Origin of the sequence: Rhizobium sp. NRK18, from assembly GCF_024385575.1 — a bacterium.
In the GTDB taxonomy this organism is placed as follows: Bacteria; Pseudomonadota; Alphaproteobacteria; order Rhizobiales; family Rhizobiaceae; genus JANFMV01.
Window position 1 is genome coordinate 3,125,219 of the sequence record NZ_JANFMV010000001.1, and the last position, 20,321, is coordinate 3,145,539.

General features: G+C 62.3%; 17 protein-coding genes. 2 read left to right on the forward strand and 15 right to left on the reverse strand.

The features are described from left to right. The first annotated feature begins 59 nt into the window (after positions 1-59). Together NN662_RS14810 and NN662_RS14815 are read left to right on the forward strand one after the other, a co-directional pair. Complete coding sequence (locus NN662_RS14810) at positions 60-1,217, forward strand: PA0069 family radical SAM protein (RefSeq protein WP_261930999.1); 1,158 nt, start codon at positions 60-62, stop codon at positions 1,215-1,217. 179 nt (positions 1,218-1,396) lie between these two features. Continuing rightward, the gene (locus NN662_RS14815) at positions 1,397-2,050 is read left to right on the forward strand and encodes a ribonuclease HII (RefSeq protein ID WP_261931000.1); all 654 of its coding nucleotides are present in this window, start codon (positions 1,397-1,399) and stop codon (positions 2,048-2,050) included. A gap of 96 nt (positions 2,051-2,146) precedes the next feature. On the opposite strand, the gene NN662_RS14820 is transcribed toward NN662_RS14815, so the two are convergent. From NN662_RS14820 to nirB, 15 genes are all read right to left on the reverse strand, one after another. Further along, positions 2,147-2,632, reverse strand: coding sequence for a F0F1 ATP synthase subunit B (locus NN662_RS14820; RefSeq protein ID WP_261931001.1), 486 nt, complete (start codon positions 2,630-2,632; stop codon positions 2,147-2,149). A gap of 4 nt (positions 2,633-2,636) precedes the next feature. Further along, complete coding sequence (locus NN662_RS14825) at positions 2,637-3,230, reverse strand: F0F1 ATP synthase subunit B (protein WP_261931002.1); 594 nt, start codon at positions 3,228-3,230, stop codon at positions 2,637-2,639. Positions 3,231-3,312: 82 nt separating this feature from the next. Beyond that, a complete protein-coding gene (locus tag NN662_RS14830) occupies positions 3,313-3,540 on the reverse strand; it encodes a F0F1 ATP synthase subunit C (protein ID WP_006466154.1) in 228 nt (75 codons plus the stop codon). Between the two features lie 69 nt (positions 3,541-3,609). Next, positions 3,610-4,362, reverse strand: a complete 753-nt coding sequence (locus NN662_RS14835) for a F0F1 ATP synthase subunit A (protein ID WP_261931003.1) — start codon at positions 4,360-4,362, stop codon at positions 3,610-3,612. Positions 4,363-4,453: 91 nt separating this feature from the next. Further along, positions 4,454-4,795, reverse strand: coding sequence for an AtpZ/AtpI family protein (locus NN662_RS14840; protein ID WP_261931004.1), 342 nt, complete (start codon positions 4,793-4,795; stop codon positions 4,454-4,456). A gap of 300 nt (positions 4,796-5,095) precedes the next feature. Beyond that, complete coding sequence (locus NN662_RS14845; RefSeq protein WP_261931005.1) at positions 5,096-6,268, reverse strand: cell wall hydrolase; 1,173 nt, start codon at positions 6,266-6,268, stop codon at positions 5,096-5,098. Between the two features lie 149 nt (positions 6,269-6,417). Next, a complete protein-coding gene (locus NN662_RS14850) occupies positions 6,418-8,325 on the reverse strand; it encodes a potassium transporter Kup (RefSeq protein ID WP_261931006.1) in 1,908 nt (635 codons plus the stop codon). Positions 8,326-8,554: 229 nt separating this feature from the next. Next, positions 8,555-9,739, reverse strand: a complete 1,185-nt coding sequence (gene apbC, locus NN662_RS14855; protein WP_261931007.1) for an iron-sulfur cluster carrier protein ApbC — start codon at positions 9,737-9,739, stop codon at positions 8,555-8,557. Positions 9,740-9,836: 97 nt separating this feature from the next. Continuing rightward, positions 9,837-11,507, reverse strand: a complete 1,671-nt coding sequence (locus NN662_RS14860; protein WP_261931008.1) for a hypothetical protein — start codon at positions 11,505-11,507, stop codon at positions 9,837-9,839. A 36-nt stretch (positions 11,508-11,543) separates the two neighbouring features. Then, positions 11,544-11,972, reverse strand: a complete 429-nt coding sequence (locus NN662_RS14865; RefSeq protein ID WP_261931009.1) for a GtrA family protein — start codon at positions 11,970-11,972, stop codon at positions 11,544-11,546. Then, the gene (locus NN662_RS14870) at positions 11,969-13,015 is read right to left on the reverse strand and encodes a glycosyltransferase family 2 protein (protein WP_261931010.1); all 1,047 of its coding nucleotides are present in this window, start codon (positions 13,013-13,015) and stop codon (positions 11,969-11,971) included. The genes NN662_RS14865 and NN662_RS14870 overlap by 4 nt, the downstream gene beginning before the upstream one ends. Positions 13,016-13,061: 46 nt before the next feature. Further along, positions 13,062-14,681, reverse strand: coding sequence for a siroheme synthase CysG (gene cysG / locus NN662_RS14875; protein WP_261931011.1), 1,620 nt, complete (start codon positions 14,679-14,681; stop codon positions 13,062-13,064). After that, positions 14,653-17,310 carry a nitrate reductase gene (locus tag NN662_RS14880; protein ID WP_261931012.1) on the reverse strand — a complete coding sequence of 886 codons (2,658 nt, stop codon included), beginning with the start codon at positions 17,308-17,310 and terminating at the stop codon, positions 14,653-14,655. The genes cysG and NN662_RS14880 overlap by 29 nt, the downstream gene beginning before the upstream one ends. A gap of 221 nt (positions 17,311-17,531) precedes the next feature. Then, positions 17,532-17,861, reverse strand: coding sequence for a nitrite reductase small subunit NirD (gene nirD, locus NN662_RS14885; RefSeq protein WP_261931013.1), 330 nt, complete (start codon positions 17,859-17,861; stop codon positions 17,532-17,534). An 11-nt stretch (positions 17,862-17,872) separates the two neighbouring features. Continuing rightward, entirely contained in the window at positions 17,873-20,320 is a 2,448-nt protein-coding gene (gene nirB / locus NN662_RS14890) for a nitrite reductase large subunit NirB (RefSeq protein ID WP_261931014.1), read from the reverse strand. Position 20,321 lies beyond the last annotated feature (1 nt).

Here is a 20,321-nt window from a genome sequence, read left to right on the forward strand (position 1 = left end):
GGTTACCAATTGGAACAGAGACGAGGGAACAAGCAGATTCCCTTAACGGAGAAGTCCCAATGGCAAGCTTGTACCATTCGGGGCAGGACGCTTTTGCGCCTGCCCATACGGCTGATATTGCCAATTCGCTGATCAAGACGTCCGGCCTGCGGATCGACATCGATCGCCGCAAGGGACGTGGCGCCGGACTGAACCCCGGCGGCCGCTTCGAGAAGCACGAGACCGTCAGCTTCGACGATGGCTGGAGCACGCTTGAAGACCTGCCGGCGTTCAAGACCGACGTGCAGGTGGAGAAGCCACGTTCCATCATCACCCGCAACGAGTCCCCCGACATACCCTTCGACCGGTCCGTCAATCCGTACCGGGGTTGCGAACATGGCTGCATCTACTGTTTCGCCCGGCCGACGCATGCCTTCATGGGACTGTCTCCGGGTGTGGAGTTCGAATCGAAGCTGTTTGCCAAGCCGGATGCCGCCAAGCTTCTGGAGCGCGAGATTTCGAAGCCGGGCTACAAGCCGCGGGCGATCGCCATCGGCACCAATACCGATCCCTATCAGCCGGTCGAGAAGGAATGGCGGATCATGCGCCAGATCCTCGAAGTGCTGCTGGCCGCCAGCCATCCGGTCGGCATCGTCACCAAGTCGGCGATGGTGATGCGCGACATCGATCTCCTGTCGAAGCTCGCCGAGAAGGGGCTCGCCAAGGTGACGATCTCGGTGACGACACTGGACAGGAAGCTGGCACGGGCGATGGAGCCGCGCGCGGCAACGCCGGCCAGGCGGCTGGAGACGATCAAGGCATTGTCGGATGCCGGCATTCCGACGGGCATCCTGACGGCGCCGATCATTCCAGCGCTCAACGACCACGAGATCGAGCGCCTGCTCGATTCCGGCAAGGCGGCCGGTGCCAGCGAGGCCGGCTACGTGCTGCTGCGCCTGCCGCTGGAGGTAAGCCCCCTCTTCCGCGACTGGCTGCTGCAGCATTACCCGGACCGCTACCGTCATGTCATGTCGCTGGTGCGCTCGATGCGCGGCGGCAAGGATTACGATGCCGAATTCGGGAAGCGGATGAAGGGCGCCGGTCCCTATGCCTGGCAGATCAGCCGGCGCTTCGAACTGGCGACCAAGCGGCTCGGCCTTGCCCGCCGGCAGATGCCGCTGCGCGATGACCTGTTCGTTCCGCCAAACGGCGGCGGCGTGCAGCTGTCGCTGCTCTAGACATTACAGCTTTCCGGGAGGTTCCGCCTGCCTCTCCTCCCGGATAGCCCCCGGATGCCGCCAGGATGCGTTCCCGTTCCACCCGCCCTTGTGCGGGGACGCTCCCTCGGGCTGCGATATGACGCCCAGCCCGATCCGGGGGCTTGCAGGAAATCGAGGCGGCGTGCAAACGTCCGCGTATGAAACGCCGCACGCCGCCCGATTCTCCTGACCTTTTTCCGTTGGCCACCGGCCCCGATTTCGATCTCGAGATGCGAAAGAAGAAGGCCGGTTTCTGGCCGGTCGCCGGTGCCGACGAGGCCGGCCGCGGGCCACTGGCCGGCCCCGTGGTGGCGGCAGCCGTCATCCTCGATCCCGACAACATCCCGTACGGACTGAACGATTCCAAGAAGCTGACGGCGAAGAGGCGCGAAGAGCTGTTCGAGGCGATCCTGACGTCGTCACTCGCTGTTGGCATCGCCTCTTCCGGTCCGGCGCGCATCGATCGCACCGACATCCTGAAGGCCAGCCTCGACGCCATGCGCCGCGCCGTACTCGGACTGACGCTGAAGCCGGCCATGGTGCTGGTCGATGGCCGCGACGTGCCGAAGGGACTGCCATGCGGCGGCGACGCCATCATCAAGGGAGATGCCCGCAGCGTTTCGATCGCCGCCGCCTCCATCGTCGCCAAGGTGACGCGTGACAGGATGATGGAAGAGGCGGACAGGATCTTCCCGTCCTATGGCTTTGCCGGGCATGCGGGCTACGGAACGGCCGCCCACCGCGCTGCCATCGACCTCCATGGCGGCTGCCGACTGCACCGCATGAGCTTTCGGCCGTTGCGCAAGGACTGACCCGAGCGTCCCTTAGCCCCCCTCGGTATCCATCGAAAGCGAAAAAGGCCGGGACGAACCCGGCCTTTTCAATCTCATTCGGTTCCAGGCATCGCCTCAGTTGAGACGCGACCGAACCTGCTCGACCGAAGCGTTGAACAGCTTGTCCTTCACGCTGCCATCCACCTTGTCGGCGAGAACCTTCTCGGCGGCGGCAATGGCCAGATCGACAGCTGCCGAACGCACCGCGTTCACGGCGTCGGTCTCGGCCTGCTTGATCTTCTGCTCGGACAGCGCGTTGCGGCGGGCGACGTATTCTTCCGTCTTCCGCTTGGCTTCCTCGGCCAGCATCTTGGCTTCGCGCTCGGCGACGGCAACGATGCTTGCGGCTTCGGCTTCGGCTTCCTTGCGCTTGCGCTGGTATTCGGCCAGCAGGTGCTGGGCTTCCTCGCGCAGACGCTTGGCTTCCGCCAGTTCGTCACGGATCTGGCTGGCGCGGTCGTCGAGCGACTTCGCCATCATGCCCGGAACCTTCAGGTAGACGATACCGATGATGAAGATCAGGAATGCGACGAAAGCGAAAAATGTTGCATCAAAATGCATCGTATTACGCTCCCTTGCCCATCGACAGGCCAGCGACCGCAGCCGTGGCATCTGCCTGGTTGCCGCTGACGCCGATCAGTTCGTCGACAATGGTCGCAGCCGTTTCCGCTGCAATCGTGCCGACGTCGTTGAAAGCCTTGGCCTTGATCTCGGCAATGCTTGCTTCTGCGGCGGCAAGCTTTTCGGCAAGGCTTGCCTCGAGCGCGCTGCGCTCGGCGTCGGCCTTGGCCTGAGCCTCGTCACGTGCCTTCGATGCAATGGCGCCTGCCTTGGACTTGGCGTCCGCCAATTCCTTTTCATAGGTCGCGATCGCCGCATCGGCATCGCCCTTCAGGCGTGCCGCTTCGTCGAGATCCTGGGCAATCCGGTCGTGCCGGTTTTCCAGGATGCCGCCGATCTGCGGAACGATGACCTTCTGCATCAGCAGGTAGAAAAGGCCGAACGTAATCGCCAGCCACAAGAGCTGCGACGGAAACGTCGTGTGGTCGAAAGGCGGGAACACACCGGTTTCGTGACCGGCCTCATGGGCTACGCCGGTCTCGGTATGCACCTCGCCTGCGGCCGGTGCCGTCTCGGCATAAGCCGGGGTCACAAACATGCTCACCTCCAGGTGTCCTGCAAATGCAAAGGATCACGGGAGAGGCTTGAAGCCCGCCCGTGATCCGGAGCTTTACGCTGTATTAGACAGCGAACAGCAGGAGGAGAGCGATGAGCAGCGAGAAGATGCCCAGAGCTTCCGTAACGGCGAAGCCGAATACGAGGCGGCCGAACTGGCTGTCAGCTGCAGAGGGGTTACGCAGAGCGCCGGACAGGTAGTTGCCGAAGATGTTGCCGAGGCCGAGAGCCGTGCCGGCCATACCAAAGCAAGCCAGACCTGCGCCGATGTACTTTGCTGCTTCCGCTTCCATGTGTGAACTCCTTCGAAATGGTTGTTGCGGCATTTTATGGTGCCTGGTCAGGCACCGATGACTTTATTCTCAGTGCCCGCCCGGATGGATCGCATCGTTGAGATACATGCAGGTCAAAACGGCGAATACGTAAGCCTGCAGGAAGGCGACGAGAAGTTCGAGGGCGGTCAGGGCAACCGTCATGGCGAGCGGCAGAATTGCCCCGCCAACACCGAGTGCACCGAGAGCGCCAAGCGAGGCAACGAAGCCCGCGAAAACCTTGAGCGTGATGTGGCCGGCGAGCATGTTCGCAAACAGACGAACCGACAGCGAGACCGGACGCGACAGGAACGAGATGATTTCGATCGTCACCACCAGCGGCAGGAGCGCGCCGGGCACGCCCGACGGCACGAAGAGCTGGAGGAACCCGAAACCATGCTTGTAGAAACCGTAGACCAGCACCGTGCCGATGACGAAGAGCGCCAGGGCAAAGGTGACGACGATCTGCGCGGTCACTGTAAAGAAGTAGGGTACGAGGCCGAGAAGATTGGCCGTCAGCACGAACATGAAGAGCGAGAACACAAGCGGGAAGAACTTCATCCCGTGGCTGCCCGCCCCTTCCCTCAGCATCGAGGCGATGAATTCGTAGGACATCTCCGCTGCGGACTGCATGCGCGTCGGGATCAGACCGCGGCGCGTCGTCGACAGGTAGAGGAAACCGGACGCTGCGGCGACAGTTGCCACCATGAACAGCGAGGCATTGGTGAACGAGAAATCAATTCCACCGATTTCGATCGGAACAATCTTCTGGATCAGGAACTGGTGGGTCGGATCGTTGGACACCTTGAGCTCTCTCTCACGTTGCCCGCCTGCCTGGAAGCGGAAGCCTGTTTCATTTCGCGGATGCTTTCAGCCCGGGGCCGAAGCACGCTTCTTATTTATGCACGTCGCGGTCGATCGGATGCGGTGTCGTCACCTTGCCGCTCGCACGCAACACGTTCAACACACCGGCACAGAAGCCAAGCAGGAGCAAGACGATAAGCCCCCACGGCGACGTACCGGCCAGCCAGTCGAGAAGATAGCCCAGCAACCCGCCGACAATGATGGCAGAAATGAATTCGCTGGAGAGCTTCACGGCCATCGCATAGCCTTTACGGCTTTCTTCGGCCCTGATTTCCCCCGCCTCTTCGATTTCCGCCTCCTTGCGAACGGAAGCGATTTCAGCTCCCAGCCGCTTGCGGCGTTCTTCCAGACTGTCGTCGCGGTCTTCGGTCATCCTACCCATCCCAATCCGGCCGGGGCCCCCGCCCCTTCTGGACATTCAAATGGCGTGGGTCGATACCTTCTGGCCCGTTTTGAAGTCGCGCGCAACATAGTTTTAGGTTTCCGCATAGTCAAGGCGTAGACCGCGCTCAATGCACGACAAAAATATCTATGAAAATCATATATTTAATTCGTGACGGCAGCGATATACCGAAAGATTGGCACAAAAACGCGCCAGACGGCCGGCGGAATGTCCGCACAGGCCGTCTGGAGAGGCTGTCTTTATACAAGGAAGAAGGCCGGCGGTCGGAGCTCAGCTCCAGCCGCCGCCATAGGTGCGGTAGAAGACGTGCAGGCCGATGCGCCCGACCTTTTCCATCGTCTTGGCCCAGCGCGGGCGGACATAGACGGCATGGTAGTGGGTCGCGGACCCCACTTCCGGCAGCCAGATCTTGCCGGAGCTGGTGGCCATCGCCACTTCGCGGGCGATCTTCCAGTGGTAGGTGGAGTTGATCCGGTCACGGATGTTGTCGCAGGCGAACGAGAACTGGCAGCGGTTGCGCCAATCCTTGTTCTGGTAGACGACACCGCAAACCGTATCGGGATAGGCGGGATTGCGCACGCGGTTGAGGATGACCTGGGCGACGGCGGCCTGTCCCTTGACCGATTCTCCGCGCGCCTCGAAATAGATGCCGGATGCCAGGCATTGCTGTTCGCGGGCGGAAAAGACGCCTTCCGGCAATGCGGTCGCAACCCAGGCATGGTCACCGGCTTCCATCGGCGGCACGAAGCGGCCGGGGTCCTTCGGCTCCTTGCGCAGGATCGAGTCGAACGGCGAGGCCTGCGTGTAGTCCGGCTTCGACGGCGCGTAGGCCGAGGCGAGCACATCGCCCCTGTCATTGTCCATCAAGGCCACAAGTGCGGCCGGTGGTGCGGATGGTTGGGACTTCGTCTTCTTGTCCTTGCGGAAGACGGACGCGACCTGCGTCTGGTGTTCGCCCTTCTTCGGCTTCAGGAAGGATGTGCGCTTGCTGCCGGCGGCAACGGGCGAGAAGAACAGCTTCACCCGACCGGTAATCGAGCCGGCGGTAAACTCTTCCGGCGGCAGCATCGGCGCGACGGCAACGATGCGGCTCTTCTTGTCGGCACGCATGACGCGGTCTTCGTCGGGCGTGTCCGATTTCGGCTTCGCTGAGTTGCGGATGGCGACCTTTTCGCCATTGGGGAGAATGATGCCGGCGTCATGGCCGATGGCACCGGTGATGATCGGATCGTTGAACGCCAGCTCGGCGTCGTGCACAGAACCGGACGGCGCCTTGGTCAGCACCATGTTCCAGCTTTGCGGGCCACCGTCCACTCCGCTCAGCAGACCGGCCAGATCCGCATAGGCGGCGACGGACGGAAAGGAAAGCCAGGCGGCGATGCCGAAGACGACCGGCGAAACCCAGGCCCCCTTGCGGCGCCCATGAGAGCTCTTCCTACGCAACACGCTACTCCAACAACAACTCGATACTCGGCAAAAATATCTCTCATTAACCTTGATGAGGGGTTAACAGCCGGACTGGAGTGGAGATAGCCATGCGAAAACGGCACGTTTTGCGCCATTTTCCGTAAATTCAGCCCTAGGTGGGTGTGCTAGATGATGACCTGCGTACCGAGCTCGACGACGCGGTTGGCCGGCAGGCGGAAGTAATCCGAAGGGTCGGCCGCCGTGTTGGCAATCGCGATGAAGAGCTTGTCCTGCCAGAGCGGCATGCCGTGCTTGGCATCCGGCACGAGCTTGCGCCGGCCGAGATAGAAGGAGGTCGACATGATGTCGAACTTCAGTCCGGCCTTGCGGAGATAACCGAGCGCCTTGGAGACGTTCTGCGTTTCCATGAAGCCGAAATGCAGCTCCACCCGCCAGAAGCGTTCCGAGATCTTGTCGAGTACGTAACGGTCCTCTTCCCTCAGCCGCGGCTTGTTGATCGTGCGGATGGTCAGGATGATGTTGCGCTCGTGCAGCACGTGATTGTGCTTCAGATTGTGCATGAGCGCCGGCGGCGGCGTGTCGGGATCGGACGTCAGGAAGATCGCCGTGCCCGGGACGGAAACCGGCGCATGGTCGCTCTTGCGCTCGAGGGAGTGCAGGAACGGCATCAGCCTGAGGTCCTGCTGGGCGATCTTCGACGAGATCAGCCGCGACCCGCGCCACCAGGTCCACATGATGAGCGTGAAGAAGCTGGCGAGCAGCACCGGCACATAGCCGCCTTCATGGATCTTCAGGAGATTGGCGCCGAGGAAGATGAGTTCCAGGCAGAAGAGCGGCAGGAGCACGAGGAAGGCGACAGGTGTGGGCCAGTTCCAGCGCACGCGGGCGAATTCGAAGAACAGGATGGTCGTGACCACCATGGCACCGGTGACCGAAAGGCCGTAGGCGGTCGCCAGCCGGTCCGAGCTCTCGAAGCCGAGGACGAGAACGGTGACCCCGAACAGCAGCACCGCGTTGATGGCCGGCAGGTAGATCTGCCCGGTATTCGTCTCGGAGGTGAAGAGAATATCGAGGCGCGGCAGGAAGCCGAGGTGGATTGCCTGACGCGTCAGCGAGAAGGCACCGGTGATGACCGCCTGGCTGGCAATGATGGTGGCCGCGGTGGCGAGAAGCACGACGGGCAGCAGCGCCCATTGCGGGAACATCAGGAAGAACGGATCACTGGCGGCTTCCGGCGTCTTCAGGATGAAGGCGCCCTGGCCGAGATAGTTCAGCGTCAGGGCCGGAAAGACGACGGCGAACCAGGCGAGCTGGATCGGCCGCCGGCCGAAATGGCCGAGGTCGGCGTAGAGCGCTTCCGCCCCAGTCACCGTCAGGAAGACCGCGCCGAGAACGATGAGGCCGAGCGTCCCTTCCCGCATCAGGAAATAGACGGCATGCACCGGATTGAAGGCCTGGAAGATCGCCGGGTCGTCGAAGATGTGCGCCACGCCGCCGGCGGCGAGCACGATGAACCAGATCAGGGTGATCGGGCCGAAGAAGCTTGCAACCGTACCGGTGCCGCGAGACTGGATGGCAAAAAGGCCGATCAGGATGCCGAGCGAGATCGGCACGATGAATTCGGACAGGCCCGGCGCCGTCAGCTTGAGGCCCTCGACCGCCGACATGACGGAGAGCGCCGGGGTGATCATGGCATCGCCGAGGAAAAGTGCGGCGCCGGCCAGCCCCATGAACATCAGCAGGGTCGTGTGGCCGTTGCCGGTTTTCATCAGCAGCGCCAGCAGCGACAGCGTCCCGCCTTCACCGTCATTGTCTGCTCTCAGCAGCACGAGAACGTATTTGATCGTCACGATGATCGTCAGCGACCAGATCATCAGGGAAACCAGCCCGATGATTTCCGCACGGGTGATGCCGTCGAACGCGATCGGTCGCAGGGCCTCGCGGAAGGCATAGAGCGGGCTGGTGCCGATATCGCCGTAAACGACGCCAATCGATCCAAGTGTCAAAGGAAGAAGCTTGCGCACGCCCTCTTCTTTCGGGCCGTGCGCCGAGTACTCGGTGAAATCAGTCATCAGAGTGCAACAGGTGGGAGGTCCTGCCTCATGTCTAGGGAGCCGCAACATAGTGAAATTGCCGATGACACGCCAGCCCCCTGCGTTATTCTGACGCCATCAACCGATGGAATTGCTCTTGAATTTCGCAGAGAAGCCATAATTTCCACTGCGAAAATTCAAGTCAATTCGTCACGAAAACAATGGGATAATCTGCGTTTCACTTCCCATTGCTGCCCTTGTTCAGCCTCTAGTCGTCAAAGACGATGGACGGGGCGGCGGGCTGGCGTCTTTCTCCAACCGACTGCCAGACCTTTGCCGCGATCTCGCGGTAGACCTTGGCGTGCGGCCCGTCTGGCGACGAGATGACGACCGGGGTTCCGGCATCAGACTTTTCGCGGATTTCCATGGTCAGCGGCACTTCGCCCAGGAACGGCACGCCGATCTTTTCGGCTTCCGCCCGCGCGCCGCCATGGCCGAAGATGTCTTGGCTGGTGCCGCAATCGGGGCAGACGAAATAGCTCATGTTCTCGACGACGCCGAGAACCGGAATTTCGACCTTGTTGAACATGTTGACGGCCTTGCGGGCGTCGATCAGCGCGAGATCCTGAGGCGTCGAGACGATCACCGCACCGGCGAGCGGCACCTGTTGCGCCATGGTCAACTGCGCGTCTCCGGTGCCCGGCGGCATGTCGACGACGAGCACGTCGAGATCGCCCCAAGCGACTTCCCGCAGCATCTGCATCAGCGCCGACTGTACCATCGGGCCGCGCCAGATCATCGCCGTGTCTTCCTCGACGAGGAAGCCCATCGACATCGCCTTGAGCCCGTAATTTTCCATCGGCCGGATGACGCGGCCGTCGATCTGCGTGGGCCGTCCGGCGATCTTCAACAGGCGCGGCACGGATGGACCGTAGATATCGGCATCCAGAAGCCCGACCTTGAGCCCGTTCGCCTGCAGCCCAAGCGCCAGGTTGACGGCCGTCGTCGACTTGCCGACGCCGCCCTTGCCGGAGGCAACGGCAATGATGGCACCGATGCCCGGAACGCCGGCCTTGCCGCGCGGCTGAGCGGGACTTCCCTGAGCCGGGCCGCCATGGGCGTGGCCTGCATGGCTATGGCCATGGCTGGCATGGGACGCCTGCGGCGACGGACGCTCCGGCGCCGGATTGGGCGTCCCGGCCTTCTTGTCGGCCGTCAACGTCGCCAGAACCCCGGTGACGCCCGGAATGTCCTTGACGACCCGTTCGGCGGCCTGACGCAGCGGTTCCAGCTCGCGCGCCCGTTCGGCCGGAACGGTGATGGAGAAATACACCTTGCCATCGGCGATGAAGGCATCCGACACCATGCCGAGACTGACGATGTCACCGTCCAGATCCGGCCCGCGGACCGACTTCAGTTTCTCCATGACCTGCTGTTTGGTGATTTCCGGCATTTCAGACGTATTCCTGTTGGCAATGCTGACCTATTTAGGCGCTGGAGGAGGGTTCGGCAAATTGCGAGAAGAACGGGCACCGCTTAAGCCCCCTTTCTCACATCAATTTGTCCGAACAGTAAGACTTTCTGGGCTGGATATCGCGCTCACTCCAGCTTTTGTCCACCTCAAACAGATCTGCGAAAGGTGTATGGCGCACATGCCGGAGACCATCCGGCACATCGAAGCCGGCTTCCTTGTCCGGAAGATCCGCATTGAGAACGATGACGTAGTCAAACCGCTGACGCCAATTGGCGATATATTGCCAATACGTCCCCTGGAAATCTGAAGTCGTCCTGCAGATCAGCCACGACGTCGAGATGAGGTTATCTTCCGGCACATCGATGTCCTGCCAGGCCTTTTGAACCTGCAGAGGCTGCTTGCCATAGGCGGTAAAGACTGTTGGCACAAAGGAGTGGGCGATAGGCACCGCAAGCGTGGCCAGATGCCTGTACGTATCGTAAGACCAAGCCATGTGTCGATAGGACTTCCAGAACGGAACTCCTGCAGGGTCAACATGCCCCGCCTGCAAAACGGCCGATCCGGCCGGAATGTCCTGCATCACCGCGATGACGTCATTGACGTCGTCCTGGTAGCGCATCCAGTTGCTGCCGACCCATGCCAGCCTGCCGAAGACGGCAAGGACGATCAGCGCCCATGCAAAACGATATCGATTATTTTCCCGCGCCTCGCCCGGCAGGAAGGCAGCCATCCCGACCAGCGCTGCCATGATCGGAAAGCGCCAACTGATCCAGCCGGTGGCCAGCATGTTGCGCGGTGCAATGATGGAAAAGATGCAGAGAGCGACGAATCCCAGGAGCAACCCGGCATGCGCGTGCCCACGAGCAGATCGGCGTATGATGATGGATGCAATCCAGAGCAAGACCAGAAAGGAGTAGTCAACACGAAAGTCATAGCTCCAGAAGGCTGATGCAATATTCAAAAGCTGGGTCTGCAACGTGTCGTTCCACATCAGTTGCAGACCGGCGTTGCCGCCGGGAACAGCCGGACCGAGGGCGAAGATCAATAGCAAAGGAATCGCACACGCTAAGGCTGCCCAGAATATTCGCATGGCCGTGGCACCGGCTTTTTTCCAAGAGTGGAAGGGGGTGAAGTCGGAACCGAACTCAAGTGCCCCGATTGTCAGAAGGAAGAAGCAGGCAGGAAACGCATGAACGATCAGCAGCAGGCCGAATGCCACAGCGCGCCATGGCACCAGAATGACATGCCTGCGCAAGCTTATCCGACAATCGATCCAGGCAAAAATCAGCGCGAGCCCCAGCCCGATCTGAAAATTCATGAAGCCGCCTATCGATGTTGCCGACCATGCAAAGAAGAGTATCGCCAGCTGCCACGGATGCCAGCGGCCTGCCAAATGGCGATTGAGCACAATCGCGCCGAACGTTGGCAGGCTGAAGCTCAAGAACAGGGCCAGTTTTGCGATGACATCGGCGCCGAGGATGGGGCCGGCAAGGCTGGCCACGAGATCGATACCGATGTTGGTGACCGTTCGAGACCAGTCCACGCTGTACATCGATGAAAGCGGCGCATCGTCGATCCCACCGGCCAGAAGCCAAAAGCGGACATAGTGATTTGGATAGTCCAGAACGGGCGGCACGGTAACCACCGCCACCAACACGCCAACGGCAAGCACATGGAGGAGGATGAGCCATGGCGTCAGCGCGGCAAGGCTGTGGCGGCCCGTAGCGCCTGTCGAGCCATCGCTCATTCCTGAAAGGTTCCGCATGACGATCACAACACCATTTCAGGGCACATTGCGAAAGACGAAAGCACGGTTCAGCGTGAAGCCGAAAACCAGCACCGCGAGGGTCGAGATCACCTTCGCCATCACCGCCCCGAATGTGCTGTAGGCCAAATGGAAGGCCACTGCCGATACGAGCAGGCAGAGAAGCACAACGCAGGAAAAGGCCGCAATCCGCTTCACTTCCGCGCCTGCTCCGGCGCCTTTTGCGACGGCGAAGGTGTAATGCTTGTTCATCATGTAACTGTTGACGGCGCCCATGCCGAAGCCGGCCACATTTGCCAGATTGCCATCTGCGCCCAGCCAAAGGAGCACGGAAAACGTCGCGACGTCGACCAGCGTGTTGGCGACGCCTGTCATGCCGTATTTCAGGAATGTCACAATATCGCGCCCCAGCACCGTCGACGCCCGTTCCGTCACGAAACGGATCATGACAACAGCTCCCGATCGCCGGGCACCACGGCGTATCGATCGCTCAGCCGGTCTATGCGGGTGTGAGACACGGTCCTCGAAAGCCCGTCGGAAACGATTTCATCGACCAGATAGAGAGGCCGCGACTTGCTCTGCTGTACGAGGCGCCCGAGATACTCCCCCAGAATTCCAAGCGTCAACAACTGCACCGCGCTGAAACCGGTTATGACGACCATGAGGCTCGACCAGCCGACAACAGTGTCTCCTGCCATCCATCGGGCAATCGTGTAGAGCAAGAGACCGACAGCCGCTGCCGCCGAGAAGACGCCACACCAGGTCGCAATTCTCAGCGGTCGGGTTGAAAACCCCGTAATCGCGTCAATGGCAAGCCGCAGCATTTTGGTCAGAGGGTATCCAGTGGTGCCGGCATAGCGGGGATCCCGCTCATAGAGGATCGGCGCCTGCCGACCGCCGATCCAGCTGACCATGCCACGAAGGAAGCGGTCCTGCTCCGGCATGGAAAGGAGAATGTCGACAACCCTGCGGCGCATGAGACGGAAATCACCTGTGTCCTTCGGGATATCCGTTTTCGCGAGCCATGGAAGAATGCGGTAAAAGGCCTTCGCCGTGGCAAGCTTGAACCAGCTCTCGCCCTTTCGCTCCCGCCGCTGGCCGTAAACAACATCCTGCCCTTCGGCCATCATGGCCATCATGTCGGAGACAAGTTCCGGGGGATCCTGCAGGTCGGCATCGATCAGCAGCACAAACTCTCCCCGGGAGTTTGCCAGCCCGGCGGTCGCGGCAAGTTGGTGACCGTGATTGCGCATCAGCTTGATCGCGACGATTTCCTTCTGCTTTTCGGCAAGGTCAGACAGCTTGTCCCACGTCGCGTCGCGCGAACCGTCATCGACAAGCAAGAGCTCGAACGAATTGCCTGCAACCGCCTGCGCGGCAGCGATCGCACGGCGGCAGAACTCCACGATGCCGTCGGCCTCGTTGTAGCACGGCGCGACGATCGAGAGGGTGACTGGACGTTCAGCAGACATAATGGGCTCGCGGCTCATGTTCGGAGGTTGCGAACCAAAATGACGCTATTGTCTGAAACAAGATTTAACGGCAAACCCCAGCTTGGGCCGGCATCTCCTCGGAAAATCCGCCCACGTCCAATCCAACGGCCTCCGCAAACACCGCGCCGACCCCGATCAATACCGGTTCATCGACGCCGATGTCCTGCATTGCGGCACCCAATCCATGCAGCTTGCCCGTCCAGCGGCGTTCGTTGCCGCGGGAGACGGACGACATGATGACGACGGGGGTTGAGGCTGGCAGGCCGGCCCCGATGAGGCGGGCCTCGATCTTGGCGGCTGTGCGGCCGCCCATGTAGAAGATGGTCGTGGTGGTCGGATCGCCAAGCGCCTTCCAGTCGATGGTCTCGGGCAGTTCGCCCTTCTTCGAATGACCGGTCACGAAGCGGACCGATTGCGCGCAGTCGCGGTGGGTGAGCGACACGCCGAGCCTTGACGCCATGGCGCTCGCCGACGTGATGCCGGGAACGATGTCGACGGAGATTCCCTCATTCTGCAGGCGGGTTATCTCCTCCCCTGCCCGGCCGAAGATGACCGGATCGCCAGCCTTCAGGCGCACGACGCGCTTGCCCGCCCGGGCAAAGGTCACCATCATGTCGTTGATGTCTTCCTGACGGCAGCTTTCGCGGCCGCCGCGTTTGCCGACCAGCATGCGTTTTGCCTCGCGGCGGGCGAGTTCGAGCACCTCCGGCGAGACCAGATCGTCGAACAGGATGACATCAGCGGCCTGCAGAGCGCGCACCGCCTTCAGCGTCAGCAATTCTGCATCTCCCGGACCTGCGCCGACGAGCGTGACGCGGCCGATGGCGCCGGCGGCCGTTTCCAGCCGCGCGATGTCCGCCATCAGCCGCGCATCCTCGTCCTCCCGAGGCTTGTCATTCGTTGTCAGCGCCCGGTCGGTGAAGCGCTCCCAGAAGGCGCGGCGCGGCGCACTGCGCTTCAGACGCAGGTTGACCTTTTCGCGCAGCGCCTGGGCGAGCGCCGACCAATCCTTGAGCGCCGGCGGCAGCAGCGTCTCGATCCGCCGGCGGATCGCCTGGCCAAGGATGGGGGCTGCGCCATCCGTCGAAATGGACACGACGACCGGCGAGCGGTTGACGATCGCGCCGAACTGGAACTGGCAGAAGGCCGGCTTGTCGATGACATTGACGGGAACGCCGGCCGCACGGGCGGCATCGAAGAACTCGGCTGCTTCTTCCTCGGTTTCGCAGTCGGCTATCGCAATCGCCATGCCAGCGAATGAAGCCGAGGTCCAAGCCTGCGCATGTTGAATGTAGCGGCCGCGCGTCTTCGTTTCGGCGCCCCTCATCCGCCTGCCGGCACCTTCTCCCCGTCCTGACGGGGAGAAGGGAGATGCGGCATCGTTGTCGCCCCCTCGCCCCGCTTGCGGCGAGGGGGGCAAATGCGCGACATCCATAAGACCGCGCATCGTCTCGCCGAGCTCGCCATCGGTCGCCCAGACGTGGACTTCGGCACCACAAGAGGCCAGCAGCTCGGCTTTCCAGGCCGCAGCGTCCGACCCGCCGGCGACGAGCACAGGCTTTCCTTCCAGAGACCAGAAGACGGGCAGCTTAGCGAGCGGCGCCATGCGGGCCGGCGCCGGGCGCGTCGGCATTTCATTCAGCGGCAGCGACATGGCATCCATCGATGATCCCCCTGATTTCGGCGCGGCAGGAGCCGCAATTGGTTCCGGCGTTGAGGCATTTGCCGATCGCCTCGACCGTGGCGTTGCCCGCATGCACCGCCGCGACGATCTGGTTGACGCCGACGGAAAAGCAGGAGCAGACGTTGGCGCCCGGGTCGGGACGATCGGCGCCGGGCCGGCCGGCGACCAGAGCGTTGCGGGCAGCAGGCTCCGCATGGGCTTCCGTCAGCTGTGCGACCATCCAGTTGCGCGACACCGCCACCGGCTGGCGCGCCACGAACAGCGCCGCGACGAGACGGTCACCGGCAAAATAGGCCATGCGGACATGGCCACTGTGGCGGTCTTCATAGCCGATGCATTCGGCCGTGTCCGGCACGCCGAGAACCCTGCGGCCCCAGGCATCGACGTTCTCGACCGGATCGGTGAAGGCGAACTCCATGCGAAAGCCGCCTTCGGCACGCGCCAGCGCCCAATAGGCGCAGTCGGGCCGTACGGGCTTTTCCGCGCTGACGGCGAAACCGAAGAGCGATGCCGGAAAAGCGGAGGCGCGGACTGCCACGTTTTTCAATGCCGGCTGACCCGACACGGGATCGGTCAACGGCGCGACAAGGGCGTCGATGCGGGCGTTGGCAGAATACTGGTCGGTCCAGTGCATCGGCACGAAGATGCTGCCGCGGCGCTGGCGTCGGGTCACAAGGGCCCGAACCACGCCGCTGCCATGCCGGCTTTCAATTCGCACAAGGCCCGCCTCGCGGACGCCAATCTTCAACGCGTCTTCTGGATGGATTTCGGCGAAGGGCTCGGCGATATGGGCCGAAAGGCGGGCGCTTTTTCCCGTCCGGGTCATGGTGTGCCAATGATCGCGGATGCGGCCGGTGTTCAGCAGGTAGGGAAAGTCGCCGTCGGCGCGTTCCGGCGTCTCCGCCGTCACGGCGACGAACCTGGCCTTGTGGTCTGGATGATAGAAGCGGCCGTCGGCAAAGAAACGGGTCTCCTGTCGGTCCATGCCCTTCGGCTGCGGCCACTGGAAAGGCGGCATGTCATCGAACGTCTCTCTGTCTATCTCCGCATAGGCGCCGATATCAAAATCCCGGCTGCCGTGGTTGTCCTGCGACGACAGGGCGGCGTGTTCGGCGAAGATCTCCGCCGCTGTCGCCCATGAGAAAGCGTCGGCAAAGCCCATGCGCTTTCCGACTTCGGCAAACTGGCGCCAGTCGGCAATCGCCTCTCCCGGCGCTTTCAGGAAGCGACGCTGGCGTGAGATTCGGCGCTCGGAGTTCGTGACCGTGCCGTTCTTCTCGCCCCAGCCTTCCGAGGGCAACAGCACATCGGCAAGTTCCGCCGTGTCCGTGGCTTTCAATATGTCGGAGACGACGACGAAGGGGCAGTTGCGGATCGCCTCGCGAACCCGATCGGCGTCCGGCAACGAGACGACCGGATTGGTCGCCATGATCCACAGCGCCTTGATACGGCCATCGGCGACGGCTTCGAACATGTCGACGGCCTTCAGGCCAGCCGTCTGCGGCATTGCCGGTGCGTTCCAGAATGTCTGGACCAGATCCCGGTGTCCGGGATTTTCGATCAGCATGTGGGCCGCAAGCATGTTGGCAAGGCCGCCGACCTCGCGGCCGCCCATGGCGTTCGGTTGGCCGGTCAGCGAAAACGGGCCCATGCCGGACCGGCCGATACGTCCCGTCGCCAGATGGCAGTTGATGATGGCGTTGACCTTGTCAGTGCCTGCGGAGGACTGGTTTACGCCCTGGCTGTAACAGGTGACGACCTTTTCCGTCGTTTCGAAGAGGGTGTAGAAGGCCTTTAGCGCCTCCTCGTCGATGCCGGTGGCGTTTACCACGTCCTCGACGCTCAGTGCCCGCGCCGCCGACAGCGCCTCGGCGAAGCCATGCGTGTGGGCGGCGATGTAATCAGCGTCCAGCACCGGGCTGCCGGCAAGATGGGCGAGCAGCCCATTGAACAGCGCCATGTCGCCATCCGGGCGAATGGCGAGATGCAGGTCGACGATATCGGCCGTCATCGTGCGGCGCGGATCGATCAGCACCACCTTCATGTCGGGACGCTTCGCCTTCGCCGCGGCGATGCGCTGGTAGATGACGGGGTGGCACCAGGCGAGATTGGAGCCGGTCAGGACGACGAGATCGGTCAGTTCGAGGTCCTCATAGGTCCCCGGAACCGTGTCCGAGCCGAAGGCCCGACGATGACCGGCAACCGACGAGGCCATGCAGAGCCTGGAGTTGGTGTCGATGTTGGCGGAGCCGATGAAGCCCTTCATCAGCTTATTGGCAACATAGTAGTCTTCCGTCAGAAGCTGGCCCGAGACATAGAAGGCAACCGAATCCGGGCCGTGCTCTGCGATCGTTTCCGAGAAGGTCTTCGCGACGAGGTCGAACGCCTCGTCCCAGGATGTGCGCTTGCCGGCAATTTCCGGATGGAGAATGCGGTCATCGAGATCGAGGGTTTCGGCAAGCGCCGAGCCCTTGGAACAGAGCCTGCCATAATTGGAGGGATGATCCGGATCGCCCTTGACCGTAACCGCTCCGTCGTCGTGAACGGTCGCGATGACGCCACAGCCGACGCCGCAGTAGGGACAGGTTGTCTTGACGTCACAGGCCATCGGACGAGCCCTCTGCGACTTGTATACGAGAAATCCCCTCCCCAACCCCTCCCCACAATGGGGAGGGGCTAACCTGATGCACCGCCTTCAAAAATCTGAAAAGTCCTCGGTTGGGGGAGACCTTTCCATCGTGTAAAACCGCAGCGGCGCACAACCCCTCCCCCTTGTGGGGAGGGGTTGGGGAGCGGTAAGTCAAGCATGCGGCGCCGGCAGTCATCTCCTCACTCCGCCGCCATCATCAGGCTTTCGAGCGCGATGAAGAGATCGCCCTCGTCGTTCCTGACCGGCACGGTCTTCACCGCCCCCTCGTCCGCACCGAGCGCCTTGCCGGTTTCGAGCGAAATCACCCAGTTGTGCAGCGGGCAGGTCACATCGTGACCATGGACGATGCCTTGAGACAGCGGGCCGCCCTTATGCGGGCAATGATCCTCGATGGCAAAAACGTGGTCGTCCATGGTGCGGAAGACGGCGATCTTGCCCTGCGGGGTCCTCACGCAGCGGGCGCCGCGACGCGGAATGTCTTCCAGCCTGCCTATTGAAATCCAGTTCATGACGTTTCCCCTTATTCGGCGGCTGCGGAAAAGCCGACGGTCGCCATCGGCTTGAACTCATGCTTGTCCTTGCCGGACACGCGTTCCGACCAGGGATCGACCTGGGCAAATTTCTGGGAGAAGACGAAGCGGTCGAAATAGGCCTTGCGCCTGGTCTCATCGTCCATGATCTGGCGGCGGACCTCGTCGTAGCCGATACGTTTGGCCCACTTGTAGATGCGCTCGAGATAGTGGCCCTGCTCCCGGTACATCTGGGTCAGCGCGACGATGTATTCGAGCGCCTCGTCCTCGGTCTTGACGAGGCCGAGGACCTCCGTGCCCTTGATGTCGAGGCCCGCGGCTCCCGCGAAGTGGATTTCGTAGCCGCTGTCGACGCAGATGATGCCGACGTCCTTGCAGGTCGCCTCGGCGCAGTTGCGCGGACAGCCGGAGACTGCGAGCTTGACCTTGGCCGGCGTCCAGGAGCCCCACATGAATTTCTCCAGCCGGATGCCGAGACCGGTCGAATCCTGCGTGCCGAAGCGGCACCAGTCCGATCCGACGCAGGTCTTCACCGTACGCAGGCCCTTGGCATAGGCCTGTCCGGAGACGAAGCCGGCCTTGCCGAGATCGGCCCAGACGGCGGGCAGGTCTTCCTTGTGAATGCCGAGCATGTCGATGCGCTGGCCGCCGGTAACCTTGACCGTCGGGATATTGAACTTGTCGACGACGTCGGCAATGGCGCGCAGTTCAGCCGAAGACGTCACCCCGCCCCACATGCGCGGAACGACGGAATAGGTGCCGTCCTTCTGGATGTTGGCGTGGACGCGCTCATTGATAAAGCGCGACTGATAGTCGTCGGCATATTCGTCCGGCCAGTCGCAGACGAGGTAGTAGTTCAAGGCCGGCCGGCACTTGGCGCAGCCGCAGGAGGTCTTCCATTCGAGCTCCTGCATGACGGCCGGGATGCTTTTGAGCTTCTTGGCGACGATCAGGCGACGGACGTCGTCATGGCTGAAGTCGGTGCAGCCGCACATCGGCTTGACGGCCTGCGGATTGTAGGCGTCGCCGAGTGTAACGGCCATCAGCTGTTCGACGAGATGGGTGCAGGACCCGCAGGAGGCCGAAGCCTTGGTGTGGGCGCGCACCTCGTCCAGCGTCGTGAGCCCCTTGGCCGAGATCGTGCCGGTGATCTTGGATTTGCATACGCCGTTGCAGCCGCAGATTTCCGCATCATCCGGCAAGGCTGCAACGGCCGCCGTAGGGTCCAGCTGGGCACCGCCCTGGTAAGCCTGGCCGAAGATCAGCGTGTCGCGCATTTCAGTAATGTCGACCTGGCGTTTCATCAGGTCGAAGAACCAGGACCCGTCGGCGGTTTCGCCGTAGAGGACGGCGCCGATGATCCGATTGTCCTTGAGGATCAGCCGCTTGTAGACGCCGGCATTGGCGTCGCGCAGCACGATCTCCTGGCGATCGTCGCCATCGGCGAAATCGCCCGCCGAGAAGAGATTGATGCCGGTGACCTTGAGCTTGGTGTTGACGACGGAGCCCTGGTATTCGGCGCTGCCGCCGGTCAGCCGGTCGGCAAGCACGCGGGCGCTTTCGTAAAGCGGGGCGACGAGGCCGTAGCAGATGCCCCGGTGTTCGGCGCATTCGCCGAGCGCGTAGACATCCGGGTCGGAGGTCATCATGCCGTCGTCGACGACGATGCCGCGGTTGCAGGCAATGCCGGCGTCCTTGGCAAGGCCTGCGGCCGGGCGGATGCCGACCGCCATGACGACCATTTCGGCGTCGATGATGCGGCCGTCTTCCAGCTCGATGCTGGTGACCTTGTCCTCGCCGAGGATGCGCTTGGTGTTGGCCTTGGTGACGATCTCGATACCGCGTTCGGTGAGCGCCTTTTCGAGAAGATAGGCGGCCGCCGGATCGAGCTGGCGTTCCATGATCGTCGGCATCAGGTGGATGACGGTCACTTCCATGCCCTGACGCTTCAGGCCATAGGCGGCTTCGAGGCCGAGCAGGCCGCCGCCGATGACGACCGCCCTGCCCTTGCGTGCCGCGATGTCGAGCATCTTCGATACGTCGTCGAGGTCGCGGTAGGCAAGCACGCCCGGCAGGTCGTGACCCGGTACCGGGATGATGAAGGGCGACGATCCGGTGGCGATGACCAGCTTGTCGTAGGAAGCAGTGACACCGTTCTCAGCCGTTACCGTTTTCGCATCGCGATCGATGCGGGCCACCTTTGCGCCCTTGTGCAGCGTCACGCCGTGCTCGGCATACCATTCATCCGAATGGATGATGATGTCCTCATAGGCCTTTTCGCCGGAAAGGACCGGCGAGAGCATGATGCGGTCGTAATTGACGCGCGGCTCGGCGTTGAAGATCGTGACGTCGTAGAGGCCGGGCGCCTTTTCAAACAATTCGTCCAGCATGCGGCCGGGCGCCATGCCGTTACCAATGATGACAAGCTTCTTTGTCATG

Bases quoted from the DNA above. Each gene is read 5' to 3' on its own strand.
- NN662_RS14810 (WP_261930999.1), top strand. From the start codon at position 60: ATGGCAAGCTTGTACCATTCGGGGCAGGACGCTTTTGCGCCTGCCCAT.
- NN662_RS14815 (WP_261931000.1), top strand. From the start codon at position 1,397: ATGAAACGCCGCACGCCGCCCGATTCTCCTGACCTTTTTCCGTTGGCC.
- NN662_RS14820 (WP_261931001.1), bottom strand. From the start codon at position 2,632: ATGCATTTTGATGCAACATTTTTCGCTTTCGTCGCATTCCTGATCTTC.
- NN662_RS14825 (WP_261931002.1), bottom strand. From the start codon at position 3,230: ATGTTTGTGACCCCGGCTTATGCCGAGACGGCACCGGCCGCAGGCGAG.
- NN662_RS14830 (WP_006466154.1), bottom strand. From the start codon at position 3,540: ATGGAAGCGGAAGCAGCAAAGTACATCGGCGCAGGTCTGGCTTGCTTT.
- NN662_RS14840 (WP_261931004.1), bottom strand. From the start codon at position 4,795: ATGACCGAAGACCGCGACGACAGTCTGGAAGAACGCCGCAAGCGGCTG.
- NN662_RS14850 (WP_261931006.1), bottom strand. From the start codon at position 8,325: ATGACTGATTTCACCGAGTACTCGGCGCACGGCCCGAAAGAAGAGGGC.
- apbC (WP_261931007.1), bottom strand. From the start codon at position 9,739: ATGCCGGAAATCACCAAACAGCAGGTCATGGAGAAACTGAAGTCGGTC.
- NN662_RS14860 (WP_261931008.1), bottom strand. From the start codon at position 11,507: ATGAGCGATGGCTCGACAGGCGCTACGGGCCGCCACAGCCTTGCCGCG.
- NN662_RS14865 (WP_261931009.1), bottom strand. From the start codon at position 11,972: ATGATCCGTTTCGTGACGGAACGGGCGTCGACGGTGCTGGGGCGCGAT.
- NN662_RS14870 (WP_261931010.1), bottom strand. From the start codon at position 13,015: ATGAGCCGCGAGCCCATTATGTCTGCTGAACGTCCAGTCACCCTCTCG.
- cysG (WP_261931011.1), bottom strand. From the start codon at position 14,681: ATGGATGCCATGTCGCTGCCGCTGAATGAAATGCCGACGCGCCCGGCG.
- NN662_RS14880 (WP_261931012.1), bottom strand. From the start codon at position 17,310: ATGGCCTGTGACGTCAAGACAACCTGTCCCTACTGCGGCGTCGGCTGT.
- nirD (WP_261931013.1), bottom strand. From the start codon at position 17,861: ATGAACTGGATTTCAATAGGCAGGCTGGAAGACATTCCGCGTCGCGGC.
- nirB (WP_261931014.1), bottom strand. From the start codon at position 20,320: ATGACAAAGAAGCTTGTCATCATTGGTAACGGCATGGCGCCCGGCCGC.